This is a genomic window from Nocardiopsis sp. iso_238, assembly GCF_056173325.1.
Genome location: NZ_CM149668.1, coordinates 5,348,845 through 5,372,057 on the forward strand (window position 1 = coordinate 5,348,845; position 23,213 = coordinate 5,372,057).

18 protein-coding genes are annotated in these 23,213 nt (G+C 70.6%); 8 read left to right on the forward strand and 10 right to left on the reverse strand.

Annotated elements, in window-relative coordinates; translation table 11 throughout:
* Window positions 1-3: 3 nt before the first annotated feature.
* The 4 genes from ehuB to ectA all read right to left on the reverse strand — a co-directional run bounded on the left by ehuB (window position 4) and on the right by ectA (window position 3,750).
* Window positions 4-873, reverse strand: a complete 870-nt coding sequence (gene ehuB / locus AC0VYL_RS24055) for an ectoine/hydroxyectoine ABC transporter substrate-binding protein EhuB (RefSeq protein WP_475463236.1) — start codon at window positions 871-873, stop codon at window positions 4-6.
* A 460-nt stretch (window positions 874-1,333) separates the two neighbouring features.
* Window positions 1,334-1,735, reverse strand: coding sequence for an ectoine synthase (locus AC0VYL_RS24060; RefSeq protein ID WP_026129663.1), 402 nt, complete (start codon window positions 1,733-1,735; stop codon window positions 1,334-1,336).
* 148 nt (window positions 1,736-1,883) lie between these two features.
* Window positions 1,884-3,152, reverse strand: coding sequence for a diaminobutyrate--2-oxoglutarate transaminase (gene ectB / locus AC0VYL_RS24065; protein ID WP_475456200.1), 1,269 nt, complete (start codon window positions 3,150-3,152; stop codon window positions 1,884-1,886).
* Between the two features lie 91 nt (window positions 3,153-3,243).
* On the reverse strand, window positions 3,244-3,750 hold the full coding sequence (gene ectA / locus AC0VYL_RS24070) for a diaminobutyrate acetyltransferase (protein ID WP_475463237.1): 507 nt from the start codon (window positions 3,748-3,750) through the stop codon (window positions 3,244-3,246).
* A 790-nt stretch (window positions 3,751-4,540) separates the two neighbouring features.
* Between ectA and AC0VYL_RS24075 the strand changes: the two genes are divergently transcribed.
* The 3 genes from AC0VYL_RS24075 (at window position 4,541) to AC0VYL_RS24085 (ending at window position 6,244) form a co-directional block, all read left to right on the forward strand.
* The gene (locus tag AC0VYL_RS24075) at window positions 4,541-4,804 is read left to right on the forward strand and encodes a WhiB family transcriptional regulator (protein ID WP_475456202.1); all 264 of its coding nucleotides are present in this window, start codon (window positions 4,541-4,543) and stop codon (window positions 4,802-4,804) included.
* Window positions 4,805-4,946: 142 nt separating this feature from the next.
* A complete protein-coding gene (locus tag AC0VYL_RS24080) occupies window positions 4,947-5,516 on the forward strand; it encodes a copper resistance protein (RefSeq protein WP_475481575.1) in 570 nt (189 codons plus the stop codon).
* 110 nt (window positions 5,517-5,626) lie between these two features.
* The gene (locus AC0VYL_RS24085) at window positions 5,627-6,244 is read left to right on the forward strand and encodes a copper resistance CopC family protein (RefSeq protein ID WP_475456206.1); all 618 of its coding nucleotides are present in this window, start codon (window positions 5,627-5,629) and stop codon (window positions 6,242-6,244) included.
* 63 nt (window positions 6,245-6,307) lie between these two features.
* On the opposite strand, the gene AC0VYL_RS24090 is transcribed toward AC0VYL_RS24085, so the two are convergent.
* Window positions 6,308-7,069, reverse strand: a complete 762-nt coding sequence (locus AC0VYL_RS24090) for a PP2C family protein-serine/threonine phosphatase (RefSeq protein WP_017590331.1) — start codon at window positions 7,067-7,069, stop codon at window positions 6,308-6,310.
* Between the two features lie 847 nt (window positions 7,070-7,916).
* Between AC0VYL_RS24090 and AC0VYL_RS24095 the strand changes: the two genes are divergently transcribed.
* Window positions 7,917-9,191 (forward strand): glycosyltransferase, encoded by a 1,275-nt coding sequence (locus AC0VYL_RS24095; protein WP_475456210.1) that lies wholly within the window; start codon window positions 7,917-7,919, stop codon window positions 9,189-9,191.
* Between the two features lie 17 nt (window positions 9,192-9,208).
* The gene (locus tag AC0VYL_RS24100) at window positions 9,209-10,186 is read left to right on the forward strand and encodes an anti-sigma factor RsbA family regulatory protein (RefSeq protein ID WP_475456212.1); all 978 of its coding nucleotides are present in this window, start codon (window positions 9,209-9,211) and stop codon (window positions 10,184-10,186) included.
* Here AC0VYL_RS24100 and AC0VYL_RS24105 read toward each other — a convergent pair.
* Together AC0VYL_RS24105 and AC0VYL_RS24110 are read right to left on the reverse strand one after the other, a co-directional pair.
* Complete coding sequence (locus tag AC0VYL_RS24105; protein WP_475456214.1) at window positions 10,176-10,523, reverse strand: STAS domain-containing protein; 348 nt, start codon at window positions 10,521-10,523, stop codon at window positions 10,176-10,178. The two genes, AC0VYL_RS24100 and AC0VYL_RS24105, sit on opposite strands and share 11 nt — an antisense overlap.
* 163 nt (window positions 10,524-10,686) lie before the next feature.
* On the reverse strand, window positions 10,687-11,457 hold the full coding sequence (locus AC0VYL_RS24110; protein ID WP_475481576.1) for an ANTAR domain-containing response regulator: 771 nt from the start codon (window positions 11,455-11,457) through the stop codon (window positions 10,687-10,689).
* A gap of 131 nt (window positions 11,458-11,588) precedes the next feature.
* Here AC0VYL_RS24110 and AC0VYL_RS24115 point away from each other — a divergent pair, with 131 nt between their 5' ends.
* Entirely contained in the window at window positions 11,589-12,743 is a 1,155-nt protein-coding gene (locus AC0VYL_RS24115) for a PAS domain-containing protein (protein WP_475456218.1), read from the forward strand.
* Between the two features lie 99 nt (window positions 12,744-12,842).
* Here AC0VYL_RS24115 and AC0VYL_RS24120 read toward each other — a convergent pair whose 3' ends face one another.
* Entirely contained in the window at window positions 12,843-13,481 is a 639-nt protein-coding gene (locus AC0VYL_RS24120; RefSeq protein ID WP_378738389.1) for a response regulator, read from the reverse strand.
* 6 nt (window positions 13,482-13,487) lie between these two features.
* On the reverse strand, window positions 13,488-17,909 hold the full coding sequence (locus AC0VYL_RS24125; protein WP_475456221.1) for a HAMP domain-containing protein: 4,422 nt from the start codon (window positions 17,907-17,909) through the stop codon (window positions 13,488-13,490).
* Between the two features lie 417 nt (window positions 17,910-18,326).
* Between AC0VYL_RS24125 and AC0VYL_RS24130 the strand changes: the two genes are divergently transcribed.
* Window positions 18,327-20,492, forward strand: coding sequence for a SpoIIE family protein phosphatase (locus AC0VYL_RS24130; protein ID WP_475463239.1), 2,166 nt, complete (start codon window positions 18,327-18,329; stop codon window positions 20,490-20,492).
* Window positions 20,493-20,550: 58 nt separating this feature from the next.
* Here AC0VYL_RS24130 and AC0VYL_RS24135 read toward each other — a convergent pair whose 3' ends face one another.
* Window positions 20,551-21,156, reverse strand: coding sequence for a response regulator (locus AC0VYL_RS24135; protein WP_475456223.1), 606 nt, complete (start codon window positions 21,154-21,156; stop codon window positions 20,551-20,553).
* A gap of 229 nt (window positions 21,157-21,385) precedes the next feature.
* Here AC0VYL_RS24135 and AC0VYL_RS24140 point away from each other — a divergent pair, with 229 nt between their 5' ends.
* Window positions 21,386-23,083 (forward strand): S1C family serine protease, encoded by a 1,698-nt coding sequence (locus tag AC0VYL_RS24140; RefSeq protein WP_475481577.1) that lies wholly within the window; start codon window positions 21,386-21,388, stop codon window positions 23,081-23,083.
* Window positions 23,084-23,213: the final 130 nt, after the last annotated feature.

Below are 23,213 nucleotides of genomic sequence, written 5' to 3' on the forward strand. Positions count from 1 at the left end.
GAATCAGCCCTCACAGAGCGCGGCGGTGGTGGTCCCGTCGGGCAGGTCGTCCTCGGTGAACCCCCACTCCTCACCGAGTTCGAGCAGGCGACCGCTCTCAGTGAACTCGGCGACGACGCGGTTGATCTCCGAGAGGAGCTCCTCGTCCTCGGGACGGACGCACAGTCCGCCCCAGCCCTTCTCCTCGTTACCGTCCATGACGGGGTAGAAGGGGTCGGACACGGTGTACTGGTCCTCCAGGTCGCGCTCGATGAGCAGGTACGAGTGGGACACCGCGAGCATGGACACGGCGTCGACGCGGCCGCTCTCCAGCAGTTCGAAGCCGCGGGTCTGGTCCGGGATGAGTTCGAGCTGCCCCGAGGGAACCTCGAAGTACTCGGCGTAGGTCTGCTCGACCGACCCGTTGAGCACGGCCAGCTTGAGGTCCGGGTTCTCGACGAAGTCCTCGAAGTGCTGGATCTTGTTCGGGTTGTCCTTCTCCACCAGGAACGCCTCGGGGGACGTCGCGGTGGGCTCGCTGAACGCGACCTCCTGGCAGCGCTCGGGCGTGATGAACACACCGGCCGCGATGACGTCGTAGCGGTTGGCCTGGAGGCCGGGGATCAGTCCGTCCCAGGAGGTGGCCGACGCCTGGATCTCGGGGACGCCCAGCTCCTCGAAGACCGCCTTGGCCACCGCGGGCGACTGCCCGGCGGGGTTGCCGCTGGAGTCGACGAAGCCGAAGGGCACCTCGTTGGCGAGGGCGACCGCCACGAACCCCTGCTCGCGCAGGCGTTCCAGGGTGCTCTGGCCCTCCGCGTTCTGGCCGCCGGCCCCGGAGTCGACCCGACTGCACGCCGCGAGGCCCGCGACCGCCGCACCTGCTCCGGCCAGGCGGAAGGCGTCTCGACGTCCCCAGGTTCCCCGCCGACGCGCTGGTACCTGATTCTTCACGACTGCTCCTCGAAAACTCGCGGGTGCGGAGCCTTCGCCCGAAGGACGGGGCGAGGCCTCACGCGTTCGGAATGCTGGTTCGCCTCGTGTGGGCGCGTTCCGCGGCGCGGTGGCCGCGGTCGTGACCGTTGCCCGGGTGCTCGGGACGACGGCGCTGGTACGGGGTCTCCCTCCCCGAGCCCGAGGTGCAGTAACTGAACCCGTTTGGTCCGTTATGCACTGGTTATGAGTCTCTGTTCGTCGGGTGACCCGACGACAAGCTCCCTCCGAGCTGGCCACCTGTGGTTCGTGACTATGGGTTCTTATGCCCGTTACCGAGGGATTCCTACCCCCGGTAACACGAAGGCGGGGCCCGGACCTCCGGACCCCGCCCCGCGTCGGCTCGACGCGCCCTGTGGAACTAGGCGTTGACGTCCTCCTCGACGACCAGCGGGTAGACGCCGTTCTCGTCGTGGACCTCACGGCCGGTGACCGGGGGGTTGAAGACGCACAGCACGCGGAAGTCGGTCTTCGGGCGGACCGTGTGCTTCTCGTGGCCGTTGAGCAGGTAGAGGGTGCCCGGGGTGATGATGTGCTTCTCCCCGGTCTCCTCGTTGGTCAGCTCGGCCTCGCCCTCGATGCAGTGCACGAGCTCGATGTGGTTGGCGTACCAGAACGTCGACTCGGTGCCCGCGTACAGGACGGTCTCGTGGAAGGAGAAGCCGACCTTCTCCTTGGCCAGGACGATCCGACGGCTGCGCCAGTTCTCGGTCTTGATGTCAGCGTCGGTGTCGTTGACCTCGTCCATGCTGCGAACGATCACTTGTGTCTCCTTCACGCTCTGATGCGCGCTGTGTATGCGCTGGTGGTACACGGTACGGGGCCGACCGGCACCCCGGGTAGAGGTACTGGCCGGCCCCGCGCCCGATTCGGTGGGCACGCCGGTCCGAAACGGCACCGGCGTGTCGCGTCTAGGCGGTCTGGGGAACCTTGACCGCCTCGCGGACGGCGTCGGCCATGATGTCCAGACCGGTGGTGAGCTCCTCCTCCGTCGTGGTGAGCGGCGGGAGGAGCTTGGCGACCTCGTCCTCGGGACCGGAGGTCTCCAGGAGCAGGCCGCGGTCGAAGCACCCGGCGGCGACCTTCTTGGCGATGCCGCCCTCGGCGTCGAAGGCCAGACCGCGGGCCAGGCCGCGGCCGCGCACGTGGGCGCCGAAGTCGGCGTGCTCGGCCGCCATCTCCGCGAGGCGACCCTCGACCAGCTGGCCCTTGGCCAGGGTGGCCTGGGCGAAGGTGTCGTCGGACCAGAAGCGGCGCAGCGCCTCGGTACCGGTGACCATGGCCGGGTTGAAGCCGCGGAAGGTGCCGTTGTGCTCGCCCGGCTCCCAGACGTCCAGCTCGCGCTTGAACAGCGTGAGCGCCATCGGCAGGCCGTAGCCGCTGATGGACTTGGACAGGGTGACGATGTCCGGGGTGATGCCGGCCTCTTCGAAGCTGAAGAACTTGCCGGTGCGGCCGCAGCCCATCTGGATGTCGTCCAGGATCATCAGGATCCCGTACTCCTGGCAGAGGTCGGAGAGGCCGCGCAGCCACTCGGCGCTGGCGACGTTGATGCCGCCCTCACCCTGGACCGCCTCGACGATCACGGCCGCCGGGGCGTCCAGACCGCTGCCGCTGTCCTCCAGGAGGGAGCGCAGCCACAGGAAGTCCGGGGTCTGCCCGTCGAGGTAGTTGTCGAACGGCATGGTGGCCACGTGGTCGAGCGGCACACCGGCGCCGCCGCGCTTCATGGAGTTGCCGGTGACGGCCAGGGCGCCCAGGGTCATGCCGTGGAAGCCGTTGGTGAAGTTGATGATGGTCTGGCGGCCGGTGTACTTGCGGGCCAGCTTGAGCGCGGCCTCGACCGCGTTGTTTCCCGCGGGGCCGGGGAACTGGACCTTGTAGTCCAGGTTCCGGGGTTTGAGGATGACGTCGTCGAAGGTCTTCAGGAACTCGCGTTTGGCCACGCTGTACGCGTCGAGGCTGTGGACGATCTTGTCGTCGGTCAGGTACTCGATGAGCGAGGTCTTCAGCTCGGGGTTGTTGTGCCCGTAGTTGAGCGATCCGGCCCCGGCGAAGAAGTCCAGGTACGGGCGGCCGTTCTCGTCGTGGACGTGGCTGCCGACCGCCTTGTCGAAGACGACAGGCCAGTTCCGGCAGTATCCGCGGACTTCGGACTCGAGGCGCTGGAAGGTCTCCATCGTGATGTTCCTTGGTTCCTTTCCCCAACTTCGTGGGCTCAGGGCTGAGACGAGGGGCGGGTGGGGATCGCGTTCGATCCGGAGCGGACGGTCAGTCGTCGGTGTCGGAGTGCGCGCCGATGGGCCCGATGCGCACGAGGTCCTCGGGGTCGTGGGGCCCTTCTCCGTCCTTGGGGAAGTGCTCCGCGCCGAAGAGCGGGCTCCACGCGGCCTCGGCGCCCAGGCTCCGCGCGAACGAGGAGAAGAGGGCCCGGGAGGCCTCGTTGTCGGGGGTGACGGTCGCTTCGAGGTAGCGCAGGCCCTGGTCGACGAGGCGCTCGCCGATGAAGTCGAGCATCCGGCGGGCCAGCCGCTGGCCCCGGTACTCGGAGCCGACGGCCACCTGCCAGAGGAAGTACGTGTCCGGGCTGTCGGGACGGACGTAGCCGGTGACGTAGGCCGCCATCCGGCCGTCGGCGTCCCGTGCCACGACGCTGGTCGTGGCGAAGTCCCGGCACCAGAGCGTGTAGGCGTACGGGGAGTTGACGTCCATCCCCGTGTCGCCGGCCAACCGCCACATGTGCGGCCCGTCCTCCGGGGAGGGGTGCGAGAGGCGCACGTCCTCACGGCCCGCGGCCTCCGTGGTCTCGGAGCTCACAGCCCCACCTTCGATTCGGTCGCGTGCTTGGAGGTTCGTTCGTTGATGTGGCACGTCGATCGAACTTAGCGAAAGAAGGTCAAAGGAGTTTCAGCGAGATTCCGCGCAGATGTTTGGGAGGATTACCAATGGGTAGGGCTTGTTTATTTAGCAGCTTGATTCCGCATTGGACGGGGCTCCCAGGTGACGCTGGGTAGCGGCCGTCCTCCCCGTCCACGCCCTGTCTATCAGGGGGTTCGGCCCCTGGGGCGGACCTGCGTCGCGCGAGGTGGGAGGTGACTCGCGGGCGGGTGGTCGGCAACCGTCAGGGTCAAACATAGAGCCTCCACGGCGAATATTAAGCGTGCGTTAAGTCACATCAATTCGGTGGAAAGCTCGCGACATATCGCCCGGGCAGGGTCGCCTCGCACGTCACACGTTACGCGCGCCGCCCGCTGGAACCACCTGTACGCAGGAATTTCCCCGGCTCGCGAGCCGGGGAATCCGCCCCTCGGGCGGGCCGGAAGCGCCCCTCGCGCCCGGTGCGCCCGGACGCGCGGAGACCGGCGCCACCGTCGGACGACCTTGATGAATCCCTGACTTTCCATCAGACTCTGTGTAGTACGACCTCATGTAGTACTACAATTAGTCGCACCGCTTCGCCGCAGCCCATGCGGGTCCGGCACCCCCGGGACGGCAGTGCGGACTCGAACTTCGTCGCCCCCGCCGTGGGAACACGGCGAGGACCACTGACCAGGGATCGGAGGCGTCCGTGAACCGCCTGTACCACGACAGCGAGGACTGGGTCGAGCAGGGGAACTGCCGCTCGTACGACCCCGAGATCTTCTTCCCGGTGAGCAGCACCGGGATCGGCCGCACCGACACGGAGCGCGCCCTGGCCGTCTGCCGCAGCTGTACTGTTCGCCCGGAATGCCTGCGGTGGGCCCTGCGCGCCGGAGAGGCCCACGGAGTCTGGGGTGGCACCACCCCGGAGCAGCGTCGCTACATGCGCCGCGAGCTGGTCCCGGCGGGTTAGGACGAAGGCGGAGCCGCCGGACGCGAACACTCGCGTCCGGCGGCTCACGTCTGTCACCGAGGCCCCCACTCCGAGACGTTGGAGCGCGTTCTCACGTCCGGAGGTCTTGCGGGCCCCTGTGGCACGGCCTAGGTTCACTATCGTGCGACCCGCTCACGGCACGCTCCGACTCACACGCACGGCGCTCCTCGCCGGTGCGTGCACCGGGCTGGCCTGGGTCGGCCACAACATCGGGGCCGACACCCCCGCCGGGGCCTGGGGCTTCCTTCTGGCCACGGCGTTCCTGTTCGGCCTCCTGTGGCGGTTCACCAGGATCATGCGGGGCTTCGGCGACATCTTCGCCGTGATGGCCCTCGCACAGGTCGCCCTGCACCTGATCCTCCAGCTGTCCGGCCCCGGGGTCGTCCCGATCGACCACGCCGGGCACGGATCCGCCGTCCTCGGCCTCGCGCCGGGCATGCTGTTCGCCCACCTGTGGGCGGCCCTGCTCGCCTCCGCGCTGCTGGCCCACGGCGAGTCCGCGCTCTGGTTCCTGGCGACCGCCGTCGCCCGGGCCCTCCCGCGACCGCCACGCCTGCCCGACCTGGCGCCCGTGGAGTCCGGGGCCGCGCCCGTCGCGCCCCCTTCCCCGGCGCCCACTTCCCCAGAGCCGTCGACGCACGGTCCCCGCGGGCCCCCCGGTTCGCCCGCGTTCCGCCCGGCCCTCCCGTAACCCCCGGTTCCGGCGGTCGAGGCGGTCCCCCAGAAAGCCCCGGACGAGCACCGGTCCCCGACCCGTGCCCGCCGGGCGCGAACCGCACCCGAACGGCCTGAGAGAAGATCATGAGAAGAATCCGTACCGCGGCCCTGGTCGCCCCCTTCGCCGCCGCACTGCTGCTGGCCCCCGCCCCCGCCTTCGCCCACGACGTGCTGATCGCCTCCGACCCGGAGGACGGCGCCGCCCTCGACACCGCCCCCGAGGAGGTCACCCTCACCTTCAACAACTCCCCGATGGCGGGTGGCAGCGGCAGCGCGATCGTCGTGACCAGCCCCGAGGGCACGGAGATCCAGGAGGGCGAGCTGACCTTCGACGGCACCGACGTGTCCGTCGCCCTCGCGACGCCCACCGAGGCGGGCGAGTACGGCCTCTCGTTCCGGGTGGTCTCCTCGGACGGTCACCCCATCCAGGACACCCTGAGCTTCTCGCTGTCCGAGGAGGCCGTCGCGGCCGCCGCCCCGGAGGAGACCGAGGAGGAGCCGGCCGCCGAGGAGGAGGCCCCTGAGGAGGCCGCCAGCGAGACCCCCGCCGCCGCCGAGGACACCGCCGCCGAAGAGGGCGGGACCTCCCCGCTGATGGTCCTGGCCGGTGTGGTCGTGGCCGTCGCCGCCATCGGCGCGGTCGTGCTCGTGGTGGTGCGCTCGCGCAACCGCCCCGGCTCCGGGGAGGGATCCCGGAAGTAGCGCGGAACGACGAAGGGGCCCGCACGCTTCGGCGTGCGGGCCCCTTCCCCGGTCAACGGACCGTCACCGTCTCCGGGCCAGCAGGATGCTGATGTTGTCCTTGCCTCCGGCCTCCATGGCGGCCTGCCACAGGGCGTGGACGGCGGCCTCGTCGCTCCCGGCCTCCGCGATCATCCGCTCCATCTCCTCCGGCAGCACCAGATCCGACAGGCCGTCGCTGCACATGAGCCAGGCGCTGGGGTCGGCGGCGTCGTCCCGTCCCACGTGGGGGACCATCGACCCGCCGGAGCTGCCGCCCAGGGACTGGGTGATGAAGTTGGTGGTGACGGGGCGGCCGTCCTCGGAGGGAGGAAGGGCCGGGGAGTCGTCCTCGGAGAGCTGGCGCAGGTGGCGGCCCTCCAGACGGTAGGTGCGGGAGTCACCCACGTTGAACCAGAAGTTGCCGTCGCTGTTGAGCAGGACACCCGCGACCGTGGTCCCCATGCCGGAGAACTCGGTGTGCTGGAGCGCGTGGTCCTTGATCTCCTCGTCGATGTTGGTGAGGAGCTGGGCGATCTCCTCCGGGCCGTTGAGGCGCGGCCCCATCTCGGCCATGCGGTGCACCGCGTGCTCGGAGGCGATCTCTCCGGCGGCCTGGCCGCCGATCCCGTCCGCGACAGCGAGGATGACCGGTTCACTCACCGGCAGCACGCAGCGGACCGGGGAGGTCATGTTCGCGCTGGCGACGGTGAGAGCACCCATGACCACGGAGTCCTCGTTGGCGGGGCGGATAGCGCCCCGGTGCGTGAGGGCCGTGACAATGACTTCCCCACCAGCGACACCCATACGCCCTTCCTCCCGTTTCATCGGCCGTGGCCGGTTGCCCGGCGTCTGGCGCCGGGCCTTGGTCGAGTCCCGTACATCGTCTGGATTCTGTAACCGTACCGAGCCACCGCCGGAGTCGGTCAAAATCCGCGTACATCATGGCGGAAAACACCCGGATATGCAGTTCCCGCACCGGTTTTCGCCGCCAAAAGTGTTGTGGCGGTTGATCCTGGGACGTGTGTGGTGCCGTCGTTCGGTTCGGGTCTGACAGTAGCGGTGCCGGGGACCTCCCGACAGGGCCCACCGCCAGGTTCGGTCAACCCGCAGACCAGAGGCCCTGTACGGGTCCGGTCCGACGACTCCCGGGCCGGGTCCGGACACTCCCCCGGCACCCCGGAGGGGATCGGTGCCACGTTGTCGGTTCCCTGAGGGTCTGGCAGAATGGTCCCGTTGGGTGTCTAAGACGCAGACACACACGACCGCCCCGGGCGGTGCCCTGACCTCCTCAGGCTCCCCGGTGGCTCGAACTCCCTTTCGACGGTCGTTTGGTGTGGTCTCATGCGTCCTTCCCTTCCTCTCTCCTCTCCGGTCTCCACCGTCCGTGCGCGCCGCGCACGCGCGGCGCTCGGTGCCGCCCGCCATCCCCCTCCACCGGGCCCCGATCCCGGACGCGCGTTCCACTGAACCGTCCGCCACGATCCCCCGGTCCCGCCGCCCCCGTACCCGGGCGGCACCGGCGCCACCGCGGCCGCCGACGACGGACCACCCGCGCAAGTCCCGCCCGGGAGGATTCCGACTCCCCGCTCCGGAGTCCCACCGGGCCCATCCACGACGGACACCACGGCGGTGTCCAAGGAGTCCAAGCCCAGTGAAGATCGCCATGGTCGCCGAACACGCCAATCCCCTTCCCGCTCACCGGGGCGAACCGGCCTGCCCCGCGAGCCTGCACGTGTGTGCCCTGTCCCGCCAGCTCGCCAAGCGCGGGCACCGGGTGACCGTCTACGTCCGCCGGAGTGACCCCGACCAGCCCGACGGCCGCACCCGCATGGCGCGCGGCGTCTCGGTCGCCTACCTCGACGCGGGGCCCGCCCGCCCGCTCTCCGAGGACGAGCACGCCGAGCACACCGGGGCCTTCGGCACCGCGCTCGCCGCCGTCCTGGACGAGGACGTCCCCGACGTCCTGCACGCCATCGGCTGGACCAGCGGACTGGCCGCCCTGCACGCCCAGGCGCACAGCGAGAAGGACCAGAGCGGCACCCCGATCGTCCAGACCTTCCACTCGCTCAACGCCAGCGAGCAGCGCTCCGGTCTGCCCCACCGGCCCGACCGCGCCCGCATGGAGACGATCCTCGCCGCACGCGCCGACCACGTCCTGGTCAACTCCACCGACCAGCAGGGGGAGCTGGCCCGCCTGCGCGTGCCCCGCCACCACGTGAGCGTCGTGCCGTTCGGCGTGGACCCCGACCACTTCAGCGTGGAGGGCAGCGCCTCGGCCGAGCCGTGGCACTCCCGCCGCGAGGAGCGCGCCCGGCTGGTCTCCGTCACCTCCCTGACCGAGGCGGGGGGCGCCCGGCGTCTGGTGGAGTCGATGGTCCGCCTGCCCGAGGCCGAGCTGGTGCTCGTCTCCACGGCCGAGGACCAGGAGGTGGCCCTGGACGAGAACGCCCGGGGGATCGAGCTGCTCGCCAAGGAGCTCGGCGTGGACGACCGCGTGCACCTGACCGGCCCGGTGGAGCGCAAGGAGCTGCCGCGCCTGCTCCGCTCGGCCGACGTGTTCGTGTCGGCCGCGTCCTACGACCCCTACGGCGGCGCGGTCCTGGAGGCCATGGCCTGCGGGCTGCCCGTGGTGGCCACCGCCACCGGCGCGGTCCCCGGCGCGGTCCTGCACCGCACCAGCGGGGTCCTGATGCGCTTCGGCCGTCCCGACGAGGTCGCCCGCTCAGTGCGCGCCGTGCTGAACACGCCCACGATGAGCACCGCCTACGGGATCGCCGCCGTGGACCGCGCCCGTTCCCGGTTCACGTGGCAGCGCATCGCCATCGAGACCGAGCTCGCCTACGAACGTTCCCGTCCGCAGCTGGCCGCGCGCGACGAGATCGAGGAAGATGAGGCGGACCTCCTCCTGTCCGGTTCCCCCAACTGAACGGTCCGCCCACACCGATGACGTTCGAACACCAGGGACTCCTCTTCCGCCATGAGAGACGGTTCCACGACGTGGCGTTGGAGCGGCTGCGGTCCTCCGTCCGCGCCGACGCCCACGTCGTGCTCTCCGTCGCCGACCCCGCCCCGCTCCTGAACGGGCTGGACCGGCACGAGCGCGGCAGGGTGGACGTCATCGGAAGGGACGACCTCTACGAGGCCCCTGGGCGCACTCTGGCCGCCCTGCACCGGCTGGCCCTCCTCCACGGGCCGGGACCGGTGAGCGTGGTGGCCGAGCCGCCGCTGGCGCCGCTCGCCCATGGCCCCGCGATGGAGCTGCGCGAGTGGCACCGGCTGGAGTCGGTGCTGAGCACCGCGTTGGCGCCGATGCGCATGAGGATGCTGTGCGTGCACGACGAGCGCCCCCTGGGTCCGGGGGTGCGCGCCGCGGTCCGGGCCACCCACCCGACGCTCGTGGGGGAGGCGGGGCCCCGACCCAACCCCGCGTACCTGGGCACGGAGGCCTTCGGACAGCGGCCGCTCGCGCCGGAGCCGCTCCCCGTGCGGGGGCCGGTGCACCGTCTGGAGATCGGGCAGTCGCTGCCCCGGCTGCGCGAGGAGATCGGGTCGCTCGCGAACGCGGTCGGCCTGCCCCGGGGCCGGGTGGACAGCATGGTCGTGGCGGTGAACGAGCTCGCGGCGAACGTGCTCGAACACGGCGCGGGCAAGGGCAGCGTCCACCTGTGGCGGGCGCCGGACCGGTGGGTGTGCGACGTGTTCGACGAACACGGCGACCTCAGCGATCCGCTCGCCGGATACCGCCCGGCCGACACGCTCCGGTCGCGCGGCTACGGGCTGTGGATCACCCGGCAGACCTGTGACTTCCTGGAGATCTGCGGCAGCGGCGAGGGGTCGCTGACCCGGCTCCACTTCGTGGATCCGGCGCGCGCGGACTCGGGCCGCACGGGGTGCGGCCGGAGTGCCGGGGTCACCCCTTGAGCGTGTCCACGGCGTTGTCCGTGCTCGCGTCGATCGGGATGACCTGGTCGATGCCCGCTATCACGAACAGGCGGTTCACCTGCGGCTGGGGTTCGGTGACGACGAGTCCGAGCCCGAGGTCACGGGCCTGACGGAAGGCCGAGACCAGCACCCCGATGCAGCGGGAGTCGCAGAAGCCCACCTTGGCCAGGTCCACCACCACCCCGACGGGCAGGGGTGCGGACAGCACCTCGTCCAGAGCCTCCGCGAGGGCGGGCGAGGTGACCGCGTCCATCTCTCCCACGGGTGTCACGACGACGACGCCATCCTCGCGGCGGATCGAGATGTCTGACGTCACGCTCGGTTCTCCTTGTCGTTCGCGTGCACCATGAGGAGCTCGACGCTCCCCCGGGCGGACCGACCGCCACCGCGTACCGCGACGGCCCCGAACCTTCATCATGACGGCTCACTGTCACGCTCTGGACTCGGAGTGACCTCGACACGTAGGCGAACCCGCCGTCTCAGCGCCCGTCTGGCCTCGGACGGCGCGACCGCTGCGGCCCGGTGTTCTCCGCGACGAGTTCCCGGGCCACGTCCACGACCTTCTTCCGGTTACGCTGCGCGACCTCCCGCAGTGCCGCGAAGGCGGTGTCCGCGTCGCAGCCCCGGGCGTGCATGATGATGCCCTTGGCCTGGTCGATCACGGTGCGAGCGGACATCGCACGGCGCATGTGGGCGGACTCGCGGGCCGCGTCCGCGCGGCGGTCGGCGGTGTTCAGGGCCATCGCCGCGTGCTCGGCCAGCAGCGCGGTGAGCTGGGTGACGACCTCCTCGTCGAAGGCGTCGGGGCGCCCGGAGTGCACGCCGAACGTGAGGATGCGGTCCTCGTCACCGTCGTCCCCGGCCAGTTTGCTGGGCTGGGTGACGGAGGAGCGGTCGCCGCACTGGACCGCCATGCTCGTGTACCGGGGCCAGCGGTGTTCGCGCAGCACGTCCCCGACGCGGACCTGCGTCATCTCCCGGACGGCCTCCACGGTGGGGCCCTGGTCGGTCGTGTACTGGTGTTCCAGGGCCTCCGCGAGGTCGGAGTGCGAGGCGCCGTAGTCGGTGACCACGTGGCGGATGGAGCCGTCCCGGCCCACCACCTCGCGCCAGACCACCACGAGCGCGGCCGAACAGCCGGGGACCCCGAGGGATGCGGCCCTGCTCATCTGGTCCAGGGCGCGTTCGAGGGTGGTGTGCTCCTCCTGCCCCAACGCACCGATGTCACGGGCGAGGTGTTCGATCCACACAGTCCGAACCTCCTCAGACGATTCCCGGCTCCCCGCTCCAAAGGTAACCTTCGGGGGACCCTCGACCGGACCGGCCGGGTGTCAGACCCGTCGCCGGCGGGACGCCCTCGATGATGACCGGGAGACCGTGCGTGCCGGAGAACCTCGCACAACTGCAACGCGAGATCGCCGCTCTGAGTGAGCGCATCAGCGCCCTGCGCACCACGCACGCCATGTACCCGGACGACGCCCGGGGCACCGCCGAGGCCGCCCTGGCCGAGCTGGAGTACGCCGAACGCCTGCTGGGAACGGCCGGGTCGGAACTGGCCCGGACGCACAGCGAGGCCCCCGAACCCCGCAGACCCGCCGACGAGGGCGACCGCGCCCTGTTGCGCGCGGTCTTCAACGAGCTCAGCGTGCCCGTGGTGCTCCTCGACCACGACGGCTACGTCCGCAGGATCAACGGCGCCGGGGCCACGCAGCTGGGCAGCGCGCCCGGCTACCTCACCGGCAAGCCCTTCACGCACTTCGTGGACCTGCGCAAGCGGGCCGCCATGCAGTCCTGGCTGGCCGCCGTCCTGCGCGGGGACGGCCCGGCACACCTGGAGTCGCGGCTGGCCCAGCGCGGCTGGGCGGAGGACGTGCACCTGACCCTCACGCGTCTGGAGCTACCCACCGAGGCGCAGCCGCTGGTGCTGGTGGCGATGTCCCCGCCCATGAGCGGTTCCGAGGAGGAGGGGCCCGCCCCGCTGGAGTCCGAGGTCGAGGACCAGGTGGTGGTGCTGGCCGCACGGCGGCTGGACGTGCTCACCAGGATGACCCGGCTCCTGCTGCGCGGCACCACCCCGACCCGGGACCTGGCCCTGACCGACGCCGCCGACCTCCTGGCCGACTCGTACGCCGACTGGGTGATCATCGACGTCTGCGACCTGCCCGAGGGGCCCAGGGCGGCCCGCCGCGCCGCGGTGGTCGGCCCCGCCGACGCCCCCGAGGGTCAGCGCGAGGAGGTCGCGGGGCTCACCCCGGGCGACTCGGACATCCCCGGCGAGGTGCTGGGCCGGGGCCAGTCCCTGCTGTTCCCCCTGATCGAGGACGAGACGGTCCTGGGCCACTCGGAGAGCGGCGCGCCCCTCCTGTCGGTCCTCGGCGCGGGATCGCTGCTGTCCGTGCCCCTGAGGGGCAGCCGGGGCGTACGGGGTGCGCTCACGCTGATCCGACGCAGCAACCGGGGCAGCTTCCGGCTGGCCGACCTCGGGCTCATCGAGGAGATCGGTGAGCACATCGGCCTGGCCCTGCCGCCCCGTTAGGGGTGTTGCCGTGTTTTCTTCGCGTCTCCGCTCCGCTTCGGCCCAAAGAGGTACAACCGAACTCGCGTCGAACTGAAGCGGAGATGCGAAGGAGTACAGCTACTCGGGCCCGTGCAGCGTGTCCACCAGGGTGGACAACCGTGACGCGGACCGGTCGACCCTGCGGACGGCGTCCACCAGCGGCTGGTCGACCTCCTGGTAGTTGTCGACGATGTGCTCGCGCAGGGCGGCGAGGTCGGTCTGGACCTGGCGGGAGCGCTGGGCGAGCTGTTCGGCCAGGACCCGGCCGGGTTCGCCGGTCTCCTGGTTGAGGACCCGCTGGAGCGACCTCGCCTGCTCGCGCATCTGTGCCTTGAGCTGGTGCAGCTCCACGAACACCTCGACCTTGGAGCGCAGCACCCACGGGTCGAACGGCTTGATCAGGAAGTCCACCGCGCGTGACGAGTAGCCGCGGAAGACCTGGTGCCGATCGACCTCCTGGGCGGTCAGGAAGATGATCGGCACGTCCTTGGTCTTCTCGCGCTGCTTGATGTGCGCGGCGGTCTCGTAGCCGTCCATGCCCGGCATGATCACGTCGAGCAGGATGACCGCGAAGTCGGTGCCCAGAAGGTGCTTCAGCGCCTCCTCACCGGAGTTGGCCCGGACCAGGTTCTGGTCGAGGGACGTGAGGGCCGCCTCCAACGCGATGAGGTTCTCGTCGCGGTCGTCGACGAGAAGGATGTTGGCCTTCTGAGTCACTGCTGGCTACTCCGAGTCTTCGGTCGGGGTGTTACCGGTGCTGTCGGTGTCCCCGCTCGCGTCGTTGTTATCCCTGGTGTCACTGCGGTTGTCGGGACCCGTGGCGCCATTGTGCCCGGCCTGTGACCCGGCCGTCCCACCGGCCCTGAGGTCGTCGCCCGCGGCACCGGCCCTGGTCTCCTCCGGGCCCGCCGTGAGCCACCGCCGCATCACGTCCAGGAGGTGGTCCAGGTCCACCGGCTTGGTCACGTAGTCCGTGGCTCCCGCCGCGAGGCTGCGCTCCCGGTCGCCCTGCATGGCCTTGGCCGTCAGGGAGATGATCGGCAGGTCCTCGAACTGCGGCATCTCACGGATGCGCTGGGTCGTCTGGTTGCCGTCCAGCTCGGGCATCATCACGTCCATCAGGACGAGGGAGATGTCCTCGTTGGCCTCCAGCTTCTCGATGCCGGTGTGCCCGTTGTCAGCGTAGAGGACCTCCAGCCCCTGGGCTTCGAGGGCGCTGGTCAGGGCGAACACGTTGCGCACGTCGTCGTCGACGATCAGCACCCGCTGACCGGCGAGCACGGCGCGCCGTTCGGGGTCGGTGCGGGCCTCCACGGTCTCCTGGGAGCTCTCGGCCGACTCCGTCTCGGCGGGTTCGGGCGCCTTGAGCACCTGCACCATGGGCAGCGGTTCGACCGTCTCCCCGGAGTCGGTCAGGGCCGCCACGACGGCGTCGAAGTCCTCGTCGGGCAGATTGAGGTCATCGTCGGACAGGTCCGGCAGGGAGTCGTACTCGATCCGGCTCGGCTCGATCGCGGGCACCGGCTCCAGGGCGGTGAGCTCGTCCGCGTTCTCCCCGGCGTCGTCGGGCAGGCGGACCGGGAGCAGCAGGGTGAAGGTCGACCCCTGGTTGGCCACGCTCTGGACCCGGATCTCGCCGCCGAGCAGGCGGGCGAAGTTCCGGCTGATGGACAGGCCCAGGCCCGTGCCGCCGAAGCGCCGCGAGGTGCCGCCGTCACCCTGGTGGAAGGCCTCGAAGATCACCTGGAGCTTGTCCTCCGCGATCCCGATGCCGGTGTCGGCCACGGTGAACGCGATGACCTCCTCGTTCTCCACGAACATGTCGAGGTCGGTGTCCTCCAGCGCCCAGGCGGGCTCGATCAGCAGCCGCACCTCGCCCTGCGGGGTGAACTTGACCGCGTTGGAGAGCAGGTTGCGCAGGATCTGCTGGAGGCGCTGCTCGTCGGTCCACAGCGTCTCCGGGATGTCCGGTGACACGTCCACCGCGAACGCCAGCCCCTGCTCGCCGGTGACCGGCCGGAAGGTGGCCTCCACGTAGTCGACGAGCTGGGCGATGGACACCTCGCTGGGCTGCACCTCGGCGCGGCCCGCCTCCACCTTGGACAGGTCGAGGATCTCGTCGATGAGCAGCAGCAGGTCGCTGCCGGCCTTGTGGATGGTCTGCGCGAACTCCACCTGCTTCGCGGACAGGTTCTGCTCGGCGTTGTCCGCGAGCAGGCGGGCCAGGATCAGCAGGCTGTTCAGCGGCGTGCGCAGCTCGTGGGACATGTTGGCCAGGAACTCGGACTTGTACTTGGACGAGACCTGGAGCTGGTGGGCGCGCTCCTCCAACGCGTTCCGGGAGCGCTGGATCTGCTGGTTCTGGAGCTCGATCGCCCGGTTCTGGTTGGCCAGCTGGGTGGCCTTCTGCCGCAGTTCCGCGTTCTTGCCGCGCAGCTCCTCCTGCTGGCGCTGGAGCTCGTTGGAGCGTTCGCGCAGCTGGCTGGTGAGCTGCTGGGACTGTTCGAGCAGGTGCTCGGTGCGGTTGTTGGCCAGGATGGTGTTGATAGTGGTGCCGAGCAGGGCCACCAGCTGGCGCAGGAAGTTCTTGTGGATCTCCCGGAACTCGTCGTAGGACGCGAACTCGATCACGCCGAGCGAGCGCCCCTCGGTGACGATGGGGAGGATGTACAGGTGGCGCGGCTGCGCCCCGCCCAGTCCGGACTCGACCATCACGTAGCCGGGCGGGATGTGGGACACGTGCTGTTCGACCTGCTGGGACAGGGCCTCTCCGGCCAGCCCCACGCCCTTGCGGATGCGCTGGCGCCCCTCGGGCGGGTCGAAGCCGAACCCGGCGTAGAGGCGGAAGACGCCCTCGTTGTCCTGGTCCTCGGGCAGGTAGCAGGCGCCGTGCTGGGCGTGGATGAGCGGCGTCACCTCGGTCATGATCAGGCGCGCGAGCTCGTTGAGGTCGCGGTGGCCCTGGATGTGACCGGAGATGCGGGCCAGGTTGGACTTGAGCCAGTCGGCGTCGGCCTGGTCCGCGGTGGTCTCGCGCAGGTTGGACACCATCAGGTTGATGTTGGACTTGAGCTGTTCCATCTCCCCGCGGGTGTCGACCTGGATGTTCCGGGTCAGGTCGCCCTTAGCGACGGCGTTGGCGACCTCCGCGATCGCGCGGACCTGCGTGGTGAGGTTGCCCGCCAGGCCGTTCACGCTGTCGGTCAGCTGCTTCCAGGTCCCGGTGACGCCCTCGACCTTGGCCTGGCCGCCGAGCTGGCCCTGGCTGCCCACCTCGTGCGCCACGCGGGTGACCTCGGTGGCGAAGGCCGACAGCTGGTCGACCATGGTGTTCACCGTCGTCTTCACCTCAAGGATCTCTCCCTGGGCGTTGACGTCGATCTTCTTGGTGAGGTCACCGGCGGCGACGGCGGTCGTGACCTCGGAGATGTTGCGCACCTGGGTGGTCAGGTTGTGCGACATCGAGTTCACGTTCTCGGTGAGGTCGTTCCAGATGCCGGAGACGCCCTTGACGCTGGCGCGGCCGCCCAGCTTGCCCTCGGTACCCACCTCGCGGGCCACGCGGGTCACCTCGTCGGCGAACGCGGACAGCTGGTCCACCATCACGTTGATGGTGTCCTTCAGCTCCAGCATCTCGCCCTTGGCGTTCACGGTGACCTTCTTGGTCAGGTCTCCGGCGGCGACCGCCCGCGTGACCATGGAGATCTGCCGCACCTGGTACGTCAGGTTGTTGGCCATGGAGTTCACGTTGTCCGTGAGGTCCTTCCAGACCCCGGACACGTCGCGCACGTGGGCCTGACCGGCCAGCTTGCCCTCGGTACCCACTTCACGGGCCACCCTGGTGACCTCGTCCGCGAACGTCGACAACTGGTCCACCATCTTGTTGATGGTGTCCTTCATGTCGAGCATCTCGCCCTGGGCGTCGACCGTGATCTTCTTGCTGAGGTCGCCCTTGGCGACCGCCGTCGTCACCTGGGAGATGTTGCGGACCTGGTAGGTGAGGCTGTTGGCCATCGAGTTGACGTTGTCGGTCAGGTCCTTCCAGATGCCCGACACGCCCTTGACGTTGGCGCGGCCGCCCAGCTTGCCCTCGGTACCGACCTCACGGGCCACCCTGGTGACCTCGTCGGCCAGGGAGTCGAGCTGGTCGACCATGGTGTTCACGGTGTTCTTGAGGGCCAGCATCTCGCCCTGGACGTCCACCTCGACCTTGCGGGTCAGGTCGCCCCGGGCCACCGCCGTGGTCACCTTGGAGATGTCGCGGACCTGGTTGGTCAGGTTGTCCGCCATGGAGTTCACGTTGTCCGTGAGGTTCTTCCAGATGCCCTGGACCCCGCGGACGTTGGCGCGACCGCCGAGCTTGCCCTCCGTGCCGACCTCGCGGGCGACGCGGGTGACCTCGTCCGCGAACGTGGAGAGCTGGTCCACCATCGTGTTGAAGGTGTCCTTCAGCTCCAGCATCTCGCCCTGGACGTCGATGGTGATCTTCTTGCTGAGGTCACCGCGGGCGACGGCGGTCGTGACGGTGGAGATGTCACGGACCTGGAGGGTGAGGCGGGAGGCCATCTGGTTGACCGACTCGGTCACCTCGCGCCAGGCACCGGAGACGTCCTCGACGCGTGCGCTGCCGCCCAGCTTGCCCTCGGTGCCCACCTCGCGGGCGACCCGGGTGACCTCCTCGGTGAAGCCGCTCATCTGGTCGGCCATCCGGTTCACGGTGTTGGCCAGGCGCAGGAGGTCTCCCTTGAGCTCGCCCCGGCGGCCCTCGGTGGAGGCCCTGCGGTTCAGCTCGCCCTCGGCCACCGAGTCCAGGACCCTGGCGACGTCGGTGACGGGTTCCGCGACCTCGTCGAGGAGGATGTTGAGGGCTCTGGCGCTGTTGCCCCACGCTCCCCGTGCCGGGTGGACGTTGACCCGCTCGTTGAGTCGGCCCTCGTCGCGCACGACGTCACCGACCCGTTGGAGTTCGGTGCTGAGCTGCTCGCTGTGGTCGATCACCTCGTTGAACACGGAGGTGATCTCGCGGAGTTTGCCGCTGCCCCGCGACCTGAGCCGGACACTGAAGTCGCCGTCACGCATCCGGTACAGGGCACTCAGGATCTCGTCGAGCTGGTCGTCGGCCAGTCCCGTGACCGCCTCGGGCATGAACCCCTCCTCAATCCCGCACGTCTTCTCGGCCACCGACCGCGCACGGCCCACGGTGAAAGGGTCCCGCGCGAATCGCACGCACGGGACTCGGGGGTGGCACGTGCCTCACGCGCACCCCTGGTGACATCCCGTCACGCTATCGTCGCGGAATACCACCCGAAAGAAGCGGATGTGTCGTCTTACACTAACTGCCTGAGCCAAAGCGCACAGGAGTGTTGGCCATGTTGCCCTTTCGCTCGTGGCTGACCGACCCCGGGTCCCGCCCGTACACACCGTTCCCGTGAGGGGTCACGGAAGGTTCGGGGTGGTTCGGGGTTCCCCGGGAGGACGGCACGCGTATCGTGGCAGTGGCCACCCCTCCCACACCCGCGCCCAGTGACGAAGGACACCGACGGCTTGGCAGCACAAGACGCGTTGAAGGTCGCACGACGAGAGTTCCCGCCTGCCCCCGAGACCGCGGCGGCGGCCCGGGAGTTCGTGCACGACACCCTGCTCAGCTGGGGCGTGCCCGATCCCTTCGACGACATCATCCTGCTGGTGAGCGAGCTGGTCACCAACGCCGTCATCCACGCGGACTCGGCGCTGGAGGTGGCGGTGCGCCGCGCGGAGGGTTCGACCGAGGTGATGGTCACCGACTCCGCGCCCGAGCGCGCCGTCCCGCAGGCGGGGCCGCTCGCCGTGGACACCTCGCCCTCCACCGGCGACGAGCGCAGCGGCGGTCTGGGGCTGGCCCTGGCGTCGGCCATCGCGTCCAGCTGGGGCGTGAGCTACGGGCGCAACGACAAGGCCGTGTGGTTCCGGATCGAGGACCGGCCGGGTGACCACCCGTCGTTGGAGTCCCCGCCGGTGCGCCGGGGTCCGTCCCGCCCGGTGCGGCCGCCCGCGTGGTCCGCGCTGGACTCGGCCCTGGGCTCCCGGCTCTCCCTGCCGCAGCTGCTCGAACGCACCGTGGAGTACTCGACCACCGCGCTGAGCGGGGACGCCGCGTACATAGCGCTGGCGACCTCCGACGAGACCATGTGGGAGGTGCGCTCGGCGGTGGGGCTCACCGGCGGCGCTCCCTGGCGACCGCTGCGGGTGCGCTCCGAGGAGATCTTCCCGTCGGCGGCGCCCGAGCCCGGTCCGGTGATCAACGACGACATGATGATCTCCCGCACCACCCGGGGCGCCCTGGCCAGGGCCGGGATGCGTTCGCTGGTGACGGCGCCGCTGATCGTCGACGGCCGGGTGACCGGTCTGCTCGGCGTGGCCTCCACACGGGCCCGGCACTTCGGTCCGGCGGCGGCCAAGCGGCTCCAGGAGGGCGCGGACCTGATCGCCCTGCCGGTGGAGCGGTCCCGGCTGGCCGAGGTCGAGCTGAGCCGCCGCGCCTCGCTGAGCTTCCTGGCCGAGGCCAGCGACCTGCTCGCGGGCACGCTGGACGAACGGATGACGGGTGCCCTGGCCGCGCAGCTGATCACCTCGCGCCTGGGCCGGTGGTGCGCCATCCACACCATCAACGAGCTCGGGGGCTCCACGCTCACCCACGTGGTGCACGGCGACGAGAACCTCAACGACGTCCTGCGGTCCCTGCTGACCGCGCTGCCCCCGCGCGAGCAGCGCGAGCCCGGCCCGCTGTGGTCGAACAAGGACCTGGTCCAGGAGGGTCTGGACGAGCAGATGACCGGGTCGATCGCGCGCGGTCCGGCGATCAGCATCCCGCTGGTGGCCCACGGTCGCGCGCTCGGCCGGATGACCATCGGCAAGAACGACTCGGACGACTTCACCCGTGAGGAGGCCGACGTCGCGGACGACCTCAGCCGACGGGTGGCGTCCGCGATGGAGAACGCCCGGCTGCACGAGCGGCACACGGCGATGAGCACGGCTCTCCAGCGCAGCCTGCTGCCGCCCAAGGACAAGGAGCCGGTGATCCCCGGTGTGGACCACGCGGTCTACTACCGGCCCTCGGACGAGCGCAGCGAGGTGGGCGGGGACTTCTACGACGTGTTCTCCGCGAGCGGCCGCTGGTGCTTCGCCATCGGTGACGTGTGCGGCACCGGCCCGGAGGCGGCGGCCGTCACCGGGCTGGCCCGGCACACGCTGCGCGCCCTGGCCCGGGAGGGGTTCACCCCGGCGCACATCATGCAGCGGCTGAACCTGGCGATCCTGGACGAGAACACCTCGACCCGGTTCCTGACGATGCTCTACGGGGAGATGACCCCGGCCACCGACGAGGCGGGCGGGATGCGCGTGCGCATGGTGTCCGCCGGGCACCCGCTGCCGCTGCGCCTCAACCAGAAGGGCGAGGTCGAGCCGTTCGGCACCTCCCAGCCGCTGCTGGGCGCCTTCGAGGACGTGGGCTTCAGCACGGAGAGCGTGGACATCCGCCCCGGTGAGGTGGTCCTGGCCGTGACCGACGGCGTCACCGAGCGCCGCAGCGGTTCGGACATGCTCGGTGACGAGGGTCTGATGAAGATCTTCTCCGGAGCCGCGGGCCTCACCGCCCAGGCCGTGATCAGCCGGATCGACCGTGAGCTGGAGGAGTACGCCCCGGGCGGCAACTCCGACGACACCGCGATGCTGGTCCTGCGCTTCCTGTAGCCCGTCCCGGGCCCGCACCGGCCCCGTCCCGTCCGGAACGGGGTCGGTGCGTGACGGGTCAGAGCCAGCCCATGTCCTGGGCGGTGCGGATGGCGGCCATGCGGTTGTCGGCGCCGGTCTTGCCGATGGCGTTGGACAGGTAGTTGCGGACCGTGCCCTCGGTGAGGTGCAGGGTCCCGGCGATGCGGGCGACGGTGGCGCCGTCGGCGGCGGCGCGCAGCACCTCGGCCTCGCGGTCGGTGAGCGGGCTCTCCCCGCCGACCATCGCGGCGGCGGCCAGTTCGGTGTCGATGTAGCGGCCGCCCTCGTGGACCCTGCGGATGGCCCCGGCGAGCTGTTCGACGGGGGCGTCCTTGGCCAGGAAGCCCCGGGCCCCGGAGGTGAGGGCGCGGCGCAGGTATCCGGGGCGGCCGAAGCTGGTGAGGATGACGACCCCGCAGTCGGGGGCGCGCCGCTTGAGTTCGGCGGCGGCCTCCAGCCCGGTGGCGCCGGGCATCTCGATGTCCAGGACGGCGACGGCGGCCCCGTGTTCGAGGACGGTGTCCACCACCTGGTCGCCGCGGCCCACCTCGGCGACGACCTCCAGGTCGTCCTCCAGTCCGAGGAGCGCGGCGATCGCTCCGCGCACCAGGTGTTCGTCGTCGGCGAGCACGAGCTTGATCACGGGTGGGGCCTTCCCTGTCGTACCGGGTTCCGGAGGCGGGCGCGGGGTATCGTTTCGGACATTGTGGTGCATAAGTCCCTGTCTTCGCGGGGACCGCACATCGGGACACACCGCCGACCAGGGCCGGAGCCAACTCGAAACCACGCTGTATCGGGCTCTCACCCTGTTCTAACCCACGCCCCCCAAGATGAAGCAAGTCAGTACATCGTCCCGTCCGCTGGAGGATGAGTTGCACCCGAACGACCCGAGTGAAGGTCCGGAGACCGGTGCTGGAGCCGAGCACGGCGACGCCGAGCACGGTCGCACCGGGTCCGGTGCCACGGACCAGCCCGAGACCGGCGGGACGTCCTTCGAGGACTCCCTTCCCAAGGACGACGGCGTGACCGGTCAGGAGGCGCCGGGCGAGCCGGCCCCCGGCCCGTCCGCGCCCCGCCTCTCCGCGCCCGAGGGCCCCGAGCCCGGCTGGGCGACCGGACCCAACGACACGGACCGGGCCTCCTACGTCTTCCCCGGCCCCGAAGGCCACCCGGGTACCGCTCCCGGTACCGCCCCGGAGGGCCCCCGGCCCGCCGACGGCCCCGAGCGGCCCGGCGGCTTCGGAGCTCCGCAGAGTCCGGGTGCGGCGGGGCACCCGGCTCCCGGGGCACCGCCCCAGGGCCCGCCCACCGCGGCCTTCATGGCCGGAGGTCACGGCGGCCCGCAGGGACCCGGCGGCTTCGGCGGCGCGTACCCGCGCGGACCGCAGCAGCCCGGCCCGTTCGGACCGCCGCAGTACCAGCAGTTCGGCCCGGGGCCCTTCCCCGGCCAGCCGCAGCAGGCCCAGCGCAAGCGCGGCACCGGCCGGATCGTGGCCGTGGCGGCGGCGACCGCCCTGGTCACCAGCCTCATCGTGGGACCGGCCGCCGCTCTGGGCACCGCCTACCTGATGCCCGGCGGGGCGAGCTCCCCGATCAGTTCGCTCACCGGCGAGCAGGGGTCCACCGCCACCGAGGGCGCCGTCGGTGACGTCGCGGACCAGGTCCTGCCCAGCGTGGTCTCCATCCAGACCAGCGCGGGCGGCGGCAGCGGGGTGATCATCTCCTCGGACGGCCAGATCCTGACCAACGCGCACGTCGTGGAGGCCGCCGGTGACGGCCCCCTGCTCGTGCGGTTCAACGACGGCACCTCGGCGGAGGCGGAGCTGCTCGGGGCCGACCCGGTCTCCGACATCGCCGTGGTCAAGGCCAAGGACCGCACCGACCTGACCCCGGCCAAGCTCGGTGACTCCGACCAGGTCGGCGTCGGCGGAGACGTGGTGGCGATCGGTTCGCCGCTCGGCCTGTCCGGCACCGTGACCACGGGTGTGGTGAGCGCGCTCAACCGTCCGGTGAACACCGGCGCCACCGAGAGCGGCGGCAGTCAGACCGCGACGGTGATCAACGCGATCCAGACCGACGCCGCGATCAACCCCGGCAACTCCGGCGGTCCGCTGGTGAACATGTCCGGTGAGGTGATCGGCGTCAACACCGCCATCGCCGGGCTGTCCCAGGAGAGCGGTTCGGTGGGTCTGGGGTTCGCCATCCCCATCAACCAGGTCCGGCCGATCACCGAGCAGCTGATCGAGACCGGCAGCGCCAGCTACCCGGCCATCCAGGCCACCATCGCGCCCAGCCCGGTCGGCGGAGCGCAGATCATGGAACTGACCGAGGGCGGGGCCGCCGAGAAGGCGGGCCTGAAGGTCGAGGACGTGGTCGTGTCCGTCAACGGTGAGGCCGTGTCCTCACCGGACCAGCTGATCGCCCAGATCCGTGCCCTCCGGCCCGGCGACGAGGCCACCCTGGGCGTGCTGCCCGGTGGCAGTGGCTCGGAGCAGGAGGTCAAGGTGACGCTGGGCGAGCAGAGCGCGGCGTCGGCCGAGGAGGAGGCCTCGGAGATCGAGGAGGACTGACGGGGGCGTCTTCCTTCCCTTTCTCCGATCCCAGGACGGGGGCGGGCTGGCCGCGGGGGCCAGCCCGCCCCCGTCCGCTGTGCGCGGGTCGTTGGTCCCGAACCGACACTCCGCACGCGGCGATGGTGAC

Bases quoted from the DNA above. Each gene is read 5' to 3' on its own strand.
- AC0VYL_RS24100 (WP_475456212.1), top strand. From the start codon at position 9,209: ATGACGTTCGAACACCAGGGACTCCTCTTCCGCCATGAGAGACGGTTC.
- AC0VYL_RS24090 (WP_017590331.1), bottom strand. From the start codon at position 7,069: ATGGGTGTCGCTGGTGGGGAAGTCATTGTCACGGCCCTCACGCACCGG.
- ectB (WP_475456200.1), bottom strand. From the start codon at position 3,152: ATGGAGACCTTCCAGCGCCTCGAGTCCGAAGTCCGCGGATACTGCCGG.
- AC0VYL_RS24125 (WP_475456221.1), bottom strand. From the start codon at position 17,909: ATGCCCGAGGCGGTCACGGGACTGGCCGACGACCAGCTCGACGAGATC.
- AC0VYL_RS24085 (WP_475456206.1), top strand. From the start codon at position 5,627: ATGAGAAGAATCCGTACCGCGGCCCTGGTCGCCCCCTTCGCCGCCGCA.